This window comes from Photobacterium sp. GSS17 (assembly GCF_028621875.1).
Lineage (GTDB): Bacteria > Pseudomonadota > Gammaproteobacteria > Enterobacterales > Vibrionaceae > Photobacterium > Photobacterium ganghwense.
Map to the genome: position 1 here is coordinate 132,381 of NZ_CP117517.1, position 14,166 is coordinate 146,546.

Sequence of the window (14,166 nt, forward strand, 5' to 3'; positions counted from 1 at the left end):
GCCCCAGACAGCGATTGAATAAAAAAACGGAGCCTTTTGGCTCCGTTTTTTTATGGGACAGTGACAGGGGGCAGAGCATTGAGGACAGCGAGGTTAACGATGATCTTCGCTGACCTCAGCGGACCCATGCTGCTTTCAGAACAGCCGGTTCAGGCCATTAAGCGCCGCCACCCGATAGGCTTCTGCCATGGTCGGGTAGTTGAAGGTGGTATTGACGAAATATTCAATGTTATTGCCTTCGCCTTTTTGCTCCATGATCGCCTGACCGATATGGATGATCTCGGCGGCACGCTCACCAAAGCAGTGGATCCCGAGGATCTCTTTGGTTTCGCGATGGAACAGGATCTTCAGGCTGCCGACGTCGGTTCCGGCGATCTGGGCCCGGGCCAGGTGTTTAAACTGGGAACGGCCAATCTCATACGGTACTTTCTCGGCGGTCAGCTCCTGCTCGGTTTTGCCGACGGAGCTGATCTCCGGGATGGTGTAGATACCGGTCGGGATATGATCGATAAGCTTGCCTTCGGCCTCACCGTTGGCGATGGCCTGAGCCACGAAGCGCCCCTGATCGTAGGCGGCACTGGCCAGGCTTGGGTAGCCAATGACATCACCGACCGCGTAGACGTGCTCGGCATCGGTGCGGTAATTCTGGTTCACTTTCAGCTGGCCGCGGGAGTCCGGGGTCAGGCCTACCTTGCTCAGGTTGAGGCGATCGGTGTTACCGGTTCGGCCGTTGGCATAGAGCAGGCAATCAGCCCGCATTTTTTTGCCTGACTGCAGATGCAGAATCACGCCGTCACCGGTATCTTCAATCTTCTCGTAAGTTTCCCCGTTGCGGATCATCACTCCGTTGTTCCAGAAGTGATACGACAGCGAGTCAGAAATTTCATTGTCGAGGAATTCCAGCAACCGGTCACGGGTGTTGATCAGATCGACCTTGACCCCAAGGCCGCGGAAAATCGAGGCATATTCGCTACCAATAACCCCGGCTCCGTAGATGATGATATGGCGTGGGTCATGCTTGAGCTTCAGAATGGAGTCGCTGTCGTAAACCCGGCTGTGGCTGAAATCCACATCAGACGGGTGATACGGACGTGAACCGGTGGCGATGACAAATTTGTCGGCGCTGTACTGCTCGTGGGTACCGTCCGGTTTGCGCACGCTGATGGTGTGGCTGCCGGTGAAGCTGGCTTCGCCAAAAATGATGGTGCACTGATTACGGTCGTAGAACCCCTGGCGCATTCGGGTCTGCTTGCTGATCACATCTTCGGCATGCCCCAGAATCTGGCTGAATGTGCTGTGCAGACTGGAGTTATTCTTGCAGTACAGCGGATTTTGGTTGAACTCGATGATCCGGCTGACGGCATGGCGCAGGGCTTTGGAAGGAATGGTGCCCCAGTGGGTACAGCCTCCGCCGACGCGATCTTCCCGTTCAATAATGGCGACATTGAAACCGGCTTTGGTCAGCCCCATCGCGGCTCCTTCGCCGCCCGGACCGCTTCCGATGATAATGGCGTCAAAGTGTTGGGTATGGGGTTGTTTGCTGTTTATCATTGCTGAGCCTTTCTTATCATCCTTGCAACATTGCTGTGTGGTCATTTTAACTTTTTATAAAAGCAGGTAAAATCAGCGGGCAGTGATAGATAGGGAATGATCACGTTGTGACGTCAATAAGCCGTGAAAAGTGACGGATTTTGACGGCGGGGTTTGTTGCGGGGCTTGCGATGGAGAGTGTGAGCCAGTAGAAAAACTGGCAAATCGTGCTTTGATAAAGGTTCTGTCAGGAATTACTATGTTTTGATGGCTGTAGGAAAGCGCGTATAGTGGGCATCAAACTTGACGCAAGACAATCATAAGAGAAGCAACAAATCCATGGGTATCAGGGCTCAGCAAAAAGAAAAAACCCGCCGCTCACTGATTGACGCTGCATTTAACCAGTTAAGCGCTGAACGCAGTTTTTCGAACCTTAGCCTGCGGGAAGTGGCCAGAGAGGCCGGGATTGCCCCAACATCGTTTTATCGTCATTTCAAAGACATGGATGAACTGGGTTTAACCATGGTGGACGAAGGGGGGTTGATCCTGCGCCAGTTGATGCGTCAGGCTCGCCAGCGTATTGCCAAAGAAGGCAGTGTAATCCGCACCTCGGTAGAAACCTTCATGGAGTTTATCGAGAGCAGCCCGAACGTATTCAGGTTACTGCTTCGCGAGCGCTCCGGAACGTCGCCGGCGTTTCGGGCCGCCGTTGCTCGGGAAATTCAGCATTTTGTGGCTGAACTGACGGAGTACCTGGAAGCAAAAACCGGGGTGACGCATGATGAAGCCTATACCCAGGCGGAAGCATCGGTCACGCTGGTGTTCAGTTCCGGTGCAGAAGCACTGGACTTAGACAGCCATGCTCGCGCTGAGCATGCTGAAAGATTGATTATGCAATTGCGAATGATTGCGAAGGGTGCCTATTGGTATCGCAAAGAGCGTGAGCGTCGAGAGCTCAGGCAGAAACTCTAACTTTATTATCTTGGTGAAAGGATATGAACAAGGATCAAATTAAAGCTGAACGCAAAACACTGGTGCTGTCGTTGCTGGCTGGTCTGTGTGGTAATGCGACCCTGGCTGTACTGACTTCAAGCGCTGTGTCTTTCTCTGTCTTCCCTGTGATTGCGTTTGCGCTGGCTGTGTACTGCCTGTATCAGGAGTACCTGAGCAAACCAATGGCAGAAGGTACGCCGGCGATTGCTTTTGCCTGCTTCCTGGTAGGTGCGTTCGGTTACTCTGCGTTCTTGCGTGCGCAGACGCCGGAAATGGGCTCAAACTTCTTGCCGCTGATGATCGCGCTGGGCCTGCTGTTCTGGGTAGCCTACAAGCTGGGTATCATGAAAACAAAAGCAGAAGTTCAGGCAGAAGCGGAAGCGTAAGCCCCTTCTTTCAGACACGGTTCTGTAAAAACTCAAAAGGCACCTATCGGTGCCTTTTTGCTATTTGGGGTTTATGCCTTTACCCAAATGGTGGTTTGCTCGGCGGTTATTTGCGCTCTAGCAGTACACCGGCTTCCATGTGATGGGTGTAAGGGAACTGGTCAAACAGGGCAAAGCGCGTAATGCGGTGCGTCTCGCCAAGGATCTCCAGGTTCTCTTTCAGGGTGTCCGGGTTACAGGAAATGTACATGATACGCTCATAGCCCTGAACCATACGGCATGTGCCTTCATCCATGCCCGAACGCGGCGGATCGACAAAGATGGTGTTGCAGTTGTAGCTCTGCAGATCAATGCCCTGATCTTTCAGGCGGCGAAACTCTCGACGGCCTTCCATCGCTTCGGTGAACTCTTCCGCTGACATACGGATGATTTGCACGTTCTCAATCTGGTTTACCGCAATGTTGTACTGTGCAGAGTCAACGGACGGCTTTGCTAGTTCGGTAGCCAGCACGCGGTCAAAGTTCTTGGCCAGTGCCAGCGAGAAGTTGCCGTTGCCGCAGTACAGCTCCAGCAGGTCACCATCGCTGTCTTGGGTGCAGTCAACGGCCCATTCCAGCATTTTCTGCGCAACTTCGCCGTTTGGCTGAGTGAAGCTGTTTTCAACTTGTTTGTACGTCAGAACCTGATCGTGAACGTTCAGTTTTTCGATCACGAATTCCTGATCCAGCACGATTTTCTGTTTGCGTGCGCGGCCAATGAAATTCAGCTTGAAGCCTTCATCGTTCAGGCGCTGTTTCAGTGCTTTGGCTTCACGAACCCATTCGTCATCCAGTTGACGGTGATACAGCAGGGAAACCAGAATCTCACCGCTCAGGGTAGAGAGAAAATCAACCTGGAACAGCTTGTGGCGCAGGGCTTTGACCGGCTTAAGGGCGTCAACCAGCAGAGGCATCAGATCATTAATCAGGCGGCTGGCCGCCGGAAACTGATCCACGCGGTATTTCTCGCGGGTTTCCTGATTGAACATGATGTAGTACAGGTCTTCGCCTTCATGCCAGACCCGAAACTCGGCACGCATGCGGTAGTGCTCAGCAGGTGAGGCAAAAACCTCCAGTTCCGGGGTATCGAAATCTGCGAAGATATTCTGGATACGCGCTGCTTTCTCATCAAGCTGAGTCTGGTACTCAGCCGGATTGATTGCGGTGGTTGCCATAGTGGTTGCCTCAAACTGCTCAAAATAAGAGCGCAAGATTTTATTGCATTGTTGACCGATGTCCAGTGTTGAGCCGGATAAAAATGGTGTTACGAGCGATTATTCATAATCAATAGCAAACGGAACTAGACATTAAGGGAAGGGATAACTAGCATTCGCAGTGCGCTGGTTTGCCTGATAACAGGCAGGGGAATGCGGTGAGAATCCGTGACTGACGCGCAGCGGTGATAGAGAACGAAAGCACAAGGACGTTAGTTCCGAACACTGCTTCTGCAGACGGTGCAATGCTGTCGATTGAAGTGGGAAGTTGTTGCCTAGGTGGTTGTTCAACCATGCTCTTAAGTCCGAAGACCGACCAGTGTACCGAGTAGCCCCGCTACTCAGTAATTAACGCGACTTAAGGTATCCAAATAATGAAAAAAACGCTTTTAGCAGTGGCGTTGGCACAAGTGTGTCTGTCGTCTGGTGTCATGGCCACCCAGCAAGCCGATGAAGTCATGGTGGTGACTGCCAACCGTTTTGAGCAACCTGTCAAAAATGTGATTGCTCCTGTATCTATTGTCACCAAGGAAGAGATTGATGCCATCCAGGCGAAATCGTTGTCTGAAGTGCTGCGTCGTCTGCCGGGTGTGCAGGTTGTTTCCGCAGGATATGGCCAGACAACGGAAGTGTATGTGCGGGGTACTTCATCCCGTCATTTGCTGGTGATGATCAACGGTGTCCGCATTGGCAGTGCCACGCTGGGCTCGGCGGATTTCAGCCAGATTCCACTGACCGGCATTGAGCGGATCGAGTTTATCCGTGGCGCACGTGCGGCGCTGTATGGCTCTGATGCGGTCGGTGGGGTGCTGAATATCATTACCACTTATCAGCCGGGTGAAACACTGGCCGAAGTTACCGCTAGCGCGGGGAGTGATGACTACTATCAGCTGGGCGGTTCTGTTGCCGGTAGTCTGGGTCAGCAAAGCTGGGGTAAGCTGGCGGTCAAAGGTGAGGAAACCAGCGGGTTTTCGGCACGTAAAGCGCCTTATGAGCAGGACAAAGACGGTTATGAGAGCCGTAACGTCGTGGCGGAGATTGGTACCCACCTGAATGACAACCTGAAAGTCAGCCTGCAAGGTTATTACCATGAAGGTGAGACCGAGTACGACGGTGGTTTCTTCGATTCGTCCGGTAACCTTATTTCCACACCGGATGCCCAGAATGAAAGCAAACTGTATAACGTGGCCGCTAAGGCAGCGTATCAGCGTGATCAGTGGCAGAGTGAGCTGACCATTGCTCAGAACCAGGATGAAGCCCGTGACTTCAGCGCGGTGAGCAGCGGCAGTACCATCAAAACCAAACGCAATGTCGTGAACTGGCAAAACCACTACCAGCACAATGAGTCGCTGGAGTTTGGTGGGGGTGTTGAGTGGTACCGTGACAAAGTGTCCAACACGACGACCAATTACAGCAAGGACGAGCGTGATAATACTGCGGTGTATCTGACCTCGGTGCTGCGGGATCCGAGCAGTCTGCAACTGGAAGGCAGTGTGCGGTATGACGATAACGAAAGTTACGGTGACCACACTACCTGGCAGGTTGCCGCAGCCTATGATGTCGTGTCTGCCATTCAGTTGTCTGCCAATGTCGGGACGGCGTTTAAGGCACCGACCTTTAATGACCTGTACTGGCCAAACTCAGGAAACCCGAACCTGACACCGGAAGAGTCAACCAACTATGAGCTGGCTCTGGCAGGATCTTACTCTCTACTCGACTGGCGGGTTGCTGCGTATCGCTCTGAGATTGATGATCTGATTGCCTGGGCTCCTGATGCGACTAACCCGAGCATCTGGAAACCGATGAATGTCAATGAAGCGACGCTGCAAGGGGTAGAGCTGACGGCAGGCTTTGCGACTGGGCCTTTATATCATGATGTCAGCTACGACTATCTGGATGCAGAAGACAAGGCAACTAAGAATCAGTTAGTACGCCGTTCTCGTCATAGTGCGAAGTGGAATGTCTCTTACCTGCTGGAACAGTGGCAGTTTGATGTCAGTGCGATTTACAAAGGCACCAGCTATGAAGACGCAGCTAATACCAATAAGCTGGATGCTTATACGCTAGTGGATGTGGCTGCCAGCTATAACGTCAGTGATAACCTGATTTTGCGTGGCCGGGTCGCCAATCTGTTTGATCACGATTATGTGGCCAAAGAGTCGTACAATGTTCAGGAACGCAGTTACTTTGCTACTGTAACCTATCAGTTTTAATCTGCCATGGAGCCACCTTCGGGTGGCTTTTTACATTATGAAACCTATCAAAACTATGGTCAGCTGGTCTTCCGGCAAAGACTCGACATTGACACTGATGCGTTTGCTTGAAGACCCGGCTTTTGACGTGGTCGGTCTGTACACCACCTATCTGGAAGATGAAGTCCCGTTTCAGGCCACGCCCATTGATGTCGTTCGTCGTCAGGCGGCATTGACCGGGTTACCTCTGGTGATGATTCCGTTGCCTGAGATTTTTCCGCCGAATGAGGTATACCAGGCATGTGTGGTCGATGGGCTGCGGAGCAGTGGGCTGGAGATAGACGCTGTCGCGTTTGGCGATATGTTCTGTAATGGTATTGCCGAATACCGGCGCAGTTATATAGAGCCTGCCGGTTGGCAGTGTGTGTTCCCGTTGATGGGCGAAGACAGCGCTAAGCTGGCCGATGAGATTCTGGCGCGCGGAATCCGGACACTACTGACTACCGTGGATACCCACCAGTTACCTGGCGAGTTCTGTGGGCAGTGGTATAGTCGGGAGCTGATTCATCGTCTGCCAGCTGGCGTTGATCCCTGCGGCGAAAACGGAGAGTTTCATACCCTGGTAACGGAAGCCCCGTGCTTTCAAGGCGTACTCAAGCTGACGCTCTGCCATATTGAGCGTCAACATCGGTTCCATTACCAGCGTTATTTACCGGATGCATGATGAGAGTAAAATGAGGAAGGCTTTTGTGCGCCGGCAGGGTTTCGCAGTATTATTAGCGTTCTCAGAGAATACAAAGCTAGGTTAATCGTGAAGCGGGTACTGATTTTTGATTCTGGCGTCGGAGGCCTTTCTGTTTATCAGGAGATCTATGCGCAGCTGCCGGACGTTCAATATATCTACGCATTTGATGATGCAGCGTTCCCATATGGTGAACTGCCGGAATCAGAGTTGATTGAACGTACCTCATATATAGTGAACCTGCTGGTGGCACGGCATCAGATCGATTTGGTGGTTGTGGCTTGTAATACCGCCAGTACTATCGTGTTGCCCACCTTACGGGGTCAGCTGACTATCCCGGTAGTCGGTGTGGTACCTGCGATTAAGCCCGCGGCGTTGCTAAGTCAGCAGAAAGTGATTGGTTTACTGGCCACCCCCGCGACAGTTCAACGCGCGTATACCGACAGCCTGATCCGCCAGTTTGCCCGCGACTGTGAAGTGTTGCGAATTGGCTCAACCCGTTTAGTGGAAATGGCAGAACAGAAACTGCGAGGAGAGGCTGTTGACCTTGAGGAGTTACGGGAGATTCTATCCCCGTGGCGTCAGAGAGTAGACTGCATCGTGTTAGGCTGTACCCACTTTCCGCTGATCAAAGCTGAAATCCAGCAGGCATTTGAACAACCGGTCCAGATTGTAGATTCCGGGAAGGCGATAGCCAATCGGGTAAAAGCCCTATTAGGGGAGATGCCTTGCGAGCGGAAAGAGCCTAACCTTACATACAACAGTGCCGCCGTTTTACCGGCGGCACTGAATACGAGTTTGCAGGCTATGCATCTCCAGACGATTAAAAGTCTGGATTATCCTCGTTCTTAGGTTCGTTCGCTTCACGCACTTTGAGTGTCCGCTGGCCGTATTCTTTGTTATTCAGTGCCGCAACGGCCTGATCGGCATCCCGGATATTCATGACCACAAAGCCAAATCCCCGACGTTTACCCGTTCGCTTGTCTTTCATCAGGCGGACGGCAAACACTTCCCCATACTCAGCAAACAAGTCTTTCACATCACTTTCGTTAGCTCGATAAGGCAGGTTTCCGACATAGAGCGTTTTACTGGCCTGGTTGATATCGTCAGGAGATGAGGTTGAAGTTGGAATGACTGAAAGGATAAAAGCAGTACAGATAGAACCTAACGCAAAAGCAATACCGGAGGAAAAAGGCAGGAAACTAAAAATAATGCCCCCGACAACTGCGATTGCGAGAATCGGCATGAGAGTTTGATTGGATAATTTCATAATAGAACTACATCGTCATAAGAATTATAAGAAGGCGTTATTGGTTATTTTAACAACAAGGTCACATTGATATTACTTTCATTGACTTGGAATTACTAGCAAGTCAATGTGACGATCCTCTAATGTTGATTTTAGAGGCGTATATTTCACATTAGTTGAAATAATGACCGCTCGATATTTTTTTTCAAAAAAACACTTGTCAGTGTGCGCGAAGTCTCTATAATGCCGCCTCACTGACACGGAGCGCGGCGAAATAAGCCAGCGACGTGAAAGAAAAGTTCTTTAACAATTTGACCATGCAATCTGTGTGGGCACTCGTGAACTGATAGTCAAAAAGATTTATCGATGAACTGAGTGACCAATTCAAAATGACTTCGGTTATTTTGGCACAGTCAATTTAATTCAGTATTCATCGAGCCAAAACTTTAATTGAAGAGTTTGATCATGGCTCAGATTGAACGCTGGCGGCAGGCCTAACACATGCAAGTCGAGCGGCAGCGACAACATTGACCCTTCGGGGGATTTGTTGGGCGGCGAGCGGCGGACGGGTGAGTAATGCCTGGGAACATGCCTTAGTGTGGGGGATAACCATTGGAAACGATGGCTAATACCGCATAATCTCTACGGAGCAAAGAGGGGGACCTTCGGGCCTCTCGCGCTAAGATTGGCCCAGGTGGGATTAGCTAGTAGGTGGGGTAACGGCTCACCTAGGCGACGATCCCTAGCTGGTCTGAGAGGATGATCAGCCACACTGGAACTGAGACACGGTCCAGACTCCTACGGGAGGCAGCAGTGGGGAATATTGCACAATGGGGGAAACCCTGATGCAGCCATGCCGCGTGTGTGAAGAAGGCCTTCGGGTTGTAAAGCACTTTCAGCAGTGAGGAAGGCGGTATCGTTAATAGCGGTATTGTTTGACGTTAGCTGCAGAAGAAGCACCGGCTAACTCCGTGCCAGCAGCCGCGGTAATACGGAGGGTGCGAGCGTTAATCGGAATTACTGGGCGTAAAGCGCATGCAGGCGGCTTGTTAAGCCAGATGTGAAAGCCCGGGGCTCAACCTCGGAATCGCATTTGGAACTGGCAGGCTAGAGTCTTGTAGAGGGGGGTAGAATTTCAGGTGTAGCGGTGAAATGCGTAGAGATCTGAAGGAATACCGGTGGCGAAGGCGGCCCCCTGGACAAAGACTGACGCTCAGATGCGAAAGCGTGGGGAGCAAACAGGATTAGATACCCTGGTAGTCCACGCCGTAAACGATGTCTACTTGGAGGTTGGTGTCTTGAACACTGGCTTTCGGAGCTAACGCGTTAAGTAGACCGCCTGGGGAGTACGGTCGCAAGATTAAAACTCAAATGAATTGACGGGGGCCCGCACAAGCGGTGGAGCATGTGGTTTAATTCGATGCAACGCGAAGAACCTTACCTACTCTTGACATCCAGAGAACTTAGCAGAGATGCTTTGGTGCCTTCGGGAACTCTGAGACAGGTGCTGCATGGCTGTCGTCAGCTCGTGTTGTGAAATGTTGGGTTAAGTCCCGCAACGAGCGCAACCCTTATCCTTGTTTGCCAGCACTTCGGGTGGGAACTCCAGGGAGACTGCCGGTGATAAACCGGAGGAAGGTGGGGACGACGTCAAGTCATCATGGCCCTTACGAGTAGGGCTACACACGTGCTACAATGGCATATACAGAGGGCAGCAAGACCGCGAGGTGGAGCGAATCCCACAAAGTATGTCGTAGTCCGGATTGGAGTCTGCAACTCGACTCCATGAAGTCGGAATCGCTAGTAATCGTGGATCAGAATGCCACGGTGAATACGTTCCCGGGCCTTGTACACACCGCCCGTCACACCATGGGAGTGGGCTGCACCAGAAGTAGATAGCTTAACCTTCGGGAGGGCGTTTACCACGGTGTGGTTCATGACTGGGGTGAAGTCGTAACAAGGTAGCCCTAGGGGAACCTGGGGCTGGATCACCTCCTTACCTAAAGACTGCGCTTTGCGTAGTGTCCACACAGATTGCTTGGTCGAAATGTAGAGAACATGTGTTCGGGTACCCAAACCCGGAACAAAAGGTCCCATTCGTCTAGAGGCCTAGGACACCGCCCTTTCACGGCGGTAACAGGGGTTCGACTCCCCTATGGGACGCCACGGGTCGTTAGCTCAGTTGGTAGAGCAGTTGACTTTTAATCAATTGGTCGCAGGTTCGAATCCTGCACGACCCACCATCTTCTCCTCGGAAGATGTAAAACATCGGAGGGCGATTAGCTCAGTTGGGAGAGCACCTCCCTTACAAGGAGGGGGTCACTGGTTCGAGCCCGGTATCGCCCACCACTCTCTAAATACTTTTCTGCACGGAGCCGCAGATTCAATAGCAGTCATGTTGTTGGGTCAGTTTCGTGACGCTGAAAGTCTTTAGACAGTGGCTTCTTCGGAAAACACATGCTCTTTAACAATCTGGAAAGCTGACTAGTAATTCGATTCAGATGAATCGAAATTATTGTTTCTCGAAAGAGAAACGAGTTCTCAAGCAATACACATTCAAGTGTCTTGTGTAAGAAGAGTCCGGCAAAACAAACTAACCATCTTAACTCAGATGGGAAAACCTTGGTTGTTTGCCATACGAAACCTCTTGGGGTTGTATGGTTAAGTGACTAAGCGTACACGGTGGATGCCTGGGCAGTCAGAGGCGATGAAGGACGTACTAACTTGCGATAAGCGTAGATGAGGCAGTAAGAGCCACTTGAGTCTACGATTTCCGAATGGGGAAACCCAGCTGCATAAGCAGTTATCATCAAGTGAATACATAGCTTGATGAGGCGAACCGGGGGAACTGAAACATCTAAGTACCCCGAGGAAGAGAAATCAACCGAGATTCCGGCAGTAGCGGCGAGCGAAACCGGATTAGCCCTTAAGCGCTTTAGGTGTCAGGCGAATGAGCTGGAAAGCTCAGCGATACAGGGTGACAGCCCCGTAGCCGACAACACATTTGGCGTGAAAACGAGTAGGACGGGACACGTGTTATCTTGTCTGAAGATGGGGGGACCATCCTCCAAGGCTAAATACTCCTGACTGACCGATAGTGAACCAGTACCGTGAGGGAAAGGCGAAAAGAACCCCTGTGAGGGGAGTGAAATAGAACCTGAAACCGTGTACGTACAAGCAGTAGGAGCAGGCTTTGTCCTGTGACTGCGTACCTTTTGTATAATGGGTCAGCGACTTAATTTCAGTAGCAAGGTTAACCGTATAGGGGAGCCGTAGGGAAACCGAGTCTTAACTGGGCGTGCAGTTGCTGGGATTAGACCCGAAACCGAGTGATCTAGCCATGGGCAGGTTGAAGGTGCGGTAACACGCACTGGAGGACCGAACCGACTAATGTTGAAAAATTAGCGGATGACTTGTGGCTAGGGGTGAAAGGCCAATCAAACTCGGAGATAGCTGGTTCTCCCCGAAAGCTATTTAGGTAGCGCCTCGGACGAATACTACTGGGGGTAGAGCACTGTTAAGGCTAGGGGGTCATCCCGACTTACCAACCCTTTGCAAACTCCGAATACCAGTAAGTACTATCCGGGAGACACACGGCGGGTGCTAACGTCCGTCGTGGAGAGGGAAACAACCCAGACCGCCAGCTAAGGTCCCAAAGTTATCGCTAAGTGGGAAACGATGTGGGAAGGCTCAGACAGCCAGGATGTTGGCTTAGAAGCAGCCATCATTTAAAGAAAGCGTAATAGCTCACTGGTCGAGTCGGCCTGCGCGGAAGATTTAACGGGGCTAAGCGATACACCGAAGCTGCGGCAATGCGCATTAGCGTATTGGGTAGGGGAGCGTTCTGTAAGCCGCTGAAGGTGTCCTGTAAGGGGCGCTGGAGGTATCAGAAGTGCGAATGCTGACATGAGTAACGATAAAGGGGGTGAAAAACCTCCTCGCCGGAAGACCAAGGGTTCCTGTCCAACGTTAATCGGGGCAGGGTGAGTCGACCCCTAAGGCGAGGCCGAAAGGCGTAGTCGATGGGAAACGGGTTAATATTCCCGTACTTCTTGCTATTGCGATGGGGGGACGGAGAAGGCTAGGTGGGCCTGGCGACGGTTGTCCAGGTTCAAGGGTGTAGGCTGATGGTTTAGGCAAATCCGGACCATCTTAAGGCTGAGACCCGATGTCGAGGCACCACGGTGCTGAAGTCATTGATGCCATGCTTCCGGGAAAAGCCTCTAAGCTTCAGATAGCAAGAAATCGTACCCCAAACCGACACAGGTGGTCGGGTAGAGAATACCAAGGCGCTTGAGAGAACTCGGGTGAAGGAACTAGGCAAAATGGTACCGTAACTTCGGGAGAAGGTACGCTGCCGGCGGTGAAGAGACTTGCTCTTGGAGCTGCTGGCAGTCGCAGATACCAGGTGGCTGCAACTGTTTATTAAAAACACAGCACTGTGCAAAATCGAAAGATGACGTATACGGTGTGACGCCTGCCCGGTGCCGGAAGGTTAATTGATGGGGTTATCCTTAGGGAGAAGCTCTTGATCGAAGCCCCGGTAAACGGCGGCCGTAACTATAACGGTCCTAAGGTAGCGAAATTCCTTGTCGGGTAAGTTCCGACCTGCACGAATGGCGTAATGATGGCCACGCTGTCTCCACCCGAGACTCAGTGAAATTGAAATCGCAGTGAAGATGCTGCGTACCCGCGGCTAGACGGAAAGACCCCGTGAACCTTTACTACAGCTTGGCACTGAACATTGACCCTACATGTGTAGGATAGGTGGGAGGCTTCGAAGCAGGTACGCCAGTATCTGTGGAGCCGTCCTTGAAATACCACCCTTGTAGTGTTGATGTTCTAACGTCGCCCCCTTATCGGGGGTGCGGACAGTGCCTGGTGGGTAGTTTGACTGGGGCGGTCTCCTCCCAAAGCGTAACGGAGGAGCACGAAGGTGGGCTAATCACGGTCGGACATCGTGAGGTTAGTGCAATGGCATAAGCCCGCTTGACTGCGAGAATGACGGTTCGAGCAGGTGCGAAAGCAGGTCATAGTGATCCGGTGGTTCTGAATGGAAGGGCCATCGCTCAACGGATAAAAGGTACTCCGGGGATAACAGGCTGATACCGCCCAAGAGTTCATATCGACGGCGGTGTTTGGCACCTCGATGTCGGCTCATCACATCCTGGGGCTGAAGTCGGTCCCAAGGGTATGGCTGTTCGCCATTTAAAGTGGTACGCGAGCTGGGTTTAGAACGTCGTGAGACAGTTCGGTCCCTATCTGCCGTGGGCGTTGGATGATTGAGAGGGGCTGCTCCTAGTACGAGAGGACCGGAGTGGACGAACCTCTGGTGTTCGGGTTGTGTCGCCAGACGCATTGCCCGGTAGCTAAGTTCGGAATCGATAACCGCTGAAAGCATCTAAGCGGGAAGCGAGCCTCAAGATGAGTCATCCCCAGAGCTTTAAGCTCTCTGAAGGGTTGTTCGAGACTAGAACGTTGATAGGCAGGGTGTGTAAGCGCTGTGAGGCGTTGAGCTAACCTGTACTAATTGCCCGTGCGGCTTAACCATACAACACCCAAGGGGTTTTACGGACTCCACGAGCACTTGAATGATGTGCTTGAACTTTAGTCAGTTTTTTCCAAGATTGTGATTTGCGGCCTGCGGGCGGTGAATCAAAGAATTTGCCTGGCGACCATAGCGCTGTGGACCCACCTGATCCCATGCCGAACTCAGACGTGAAACGCAGCAGCGCCGATGGTAGTGTGGGGTCTCCCCATGTGAGAGTAGGACATCGCCAGGCACCGATTCCAGAAAGCCCGTTGGGTCACAACGGGCTTTT

The 14,166-nt window shown here is 52.0% G+C and carries 8 protein-coding genes, 3 tRNA genes, 3 rRNA genes and 1 riboswitch; of the genes, 11 read left to right on the plus strand and 3 right to left on the minus strand.

Features of this window, described 5'->3' with window-relative positions:
• Window positions 1-135 precede the first annotated feature (135 nt).
• On the minus strand, window positions 136-1,551 hold the full coding sequence (sthA, locus tag PGW97_RS00625; RefSeq protein ID WP_207103388.1) for a Si-specific NAD(P)(+) transhydrogenase: 1,416 nt from the start codon (window positions 1,549-1,551) through the stop codon (window positions 136-138).
• Between the two features lie 318 nt (window positions 1,552-1,869).
• Here sthA and fabR point away from each other — a divergent pair, with 318 nt between their 5' ends.
• Window positions 1,870-2,502, plus strand: coding sequence for an HTH-type transcriptional repressor FabR (gene fabR / locus PGW97_RS00630; RefSeq protein WP_047887109.1), 633 nt, complete (start codon window positions 1,870-1,872; stop codon window positions 2,500-2,502).
• Between the two features lie 23 nt (window positions 2,503-2,525).
• Window positions 2,526-2,909 (plus strand): YijD family membrane protein, encoded by a 384-nt coding sequence (locus PGW97_RS00635; protein WP_047887110.1) that lies wholly within the window; start codon window positions 2,526-2,528, stop codon window positions 2,907-2,909.
• Between the two features lie 106 nt (window positions 2,910-3,015).
• Here the strand turns inward: PGW97_RS00635 and trmA are convergent, their stop codons facing one another.
• Window positions 3,016-4,122 carry a tRNA (uridine(54)-C5)-methyltransferase TrmA gene (trmA, locus tag PGW97_RS00640; protein WP_047887111.1) on the minus strand — a complete coding sequence of 369 codons (1,107 nt, stop codon included), beginning with the start codon at window positions 4,120-4,122 and terminating at the stop codon, window positions 3,016-3,018.
• Between the two features lie 149 nt (window positions 4,123-4,271).
• A riboswitch (cobalamin riboswitch) is annotated at window positions 4,272-4,496 on the plus strand.
• A 39-nt stretch (window positions 4,497-4,535) separates the two neighbouring features.
• Between trmA and PGW97_RS00645 the strand changes: the two genes are divergently transcribed.
• The 3 genes from PGW97_RS00645 to murI all read left to right on the plus strand — a co-directional run bounded on the left by PGW97_RS00645 (window position 4,536) and on the right by murI (window position 7,947).
• Window positions 4,536-6,374 carry a TonB-dependent receptor domain-containing protein gene (locus tag PGW97_RS00645; RefSeq protein WP_273858136.1) on the plus strand — a complete coding sequence of 613 codons (1,839 nt, stop codon included), beginning with the start codon at window positions 4,536-4,538 and terminating at the stop codon, window positions 6,372-6,374.
• Window positions 6,375-6,411: 37 nt separating this feature from the next.
• Window positions 6,412-7,077: an adenine nucleotide alpha hydrolase gene (locus tag PGW97_RS00650; RefSeq protein WP_273858137.1), complete on the plus strand. Its 666-nt coding sequence runs from the start codon at window positions 6,412-6,414 to the stop codon at window positions 7,075-7,077.
• Window positions 7,078-7,161: 84 nt separating this feature from the next.
• Window positions 7,162-7,947 (plus strand): glutamate racemase, encoded by a 786-nt coding sequence (gene murI, locus PGW97_RS00655; protein WP_273859609.1) that lies wholly within the window; start codon window positions 7,162-7,164, stop codon window positions 7,945-7,947.
• On the opposite strand, the gene PGW97_RS00660 is transcribed toward murI, so the two are convergent.
• Window positions 7,919-8,365 (minus strand): RNA recognition motif domain-containing protein, encoded by a 447-nt coding sequence (locus PGW97_RS00660; RefSeq protein ID WP_047887114.1) that lies wholly within the window; start codon window positions 8,363-8,365, stop codon window positions 7,919-7,921. The genes murI and PGW97_RS00660 overlap by 29 nt on opposite strands.
• A 426-nt stretch (window positions 8,366-8,791) precedes the next feature.
• On the opposite strand from PGW97_RS00660, the gene PGW97_RS00665 reads away from it, so the two are divergent.
• From PGW97_RS00665 to rrf, 6 genes are all read left to right on the plus strand, one after another.
• Window positions 8,792-10,343, plus strand: a 16S ribosomal RNA gene (locus PGW97_RS00665).
• Between the two features lie 91 nt (window positions 10,344-10,434).
• Window positions 10,435-10,510: transfer RNA gene (locus PGW97_RS00670), tRNA-Glu, on the plus strand.
• Window position 10,511: 1 nt separating this feature from the next.
• Window positions 10,512-10,587 (plus strand) — tRNA-Lys (locus tag PGW97_RS00675).
• Between the two features lie 30 nt (window positions 10,588-10,617).
• Window positions 10,618-10,693, plus strand: a tRNA-Val gene (locus tag PGW97_RS00680).
• A gap of 310 nt (window positions 10,694-11,003) precedes the next feature.
• Window positions 11,004-13,895: ribosomal RNA gene (locus PGW97_RS00685) — 23S ribosomal RNA — on the plus strand.
• Window positions 13,896-14,011: 116 nt separating this feature from the next.
• A 5S ribosomal RNA gene (gene rrf, locus PGW97_RS00690) occupies window positions 14,012-14,127 on the plus strand.
• The 16S, 23S and 5S rRNA genes sit together here with 3 tRNA genes alongside, the layout of an rRNA operon.
• Window positions 14,128-14,166 lie beyond the last annotated feature (39 nt).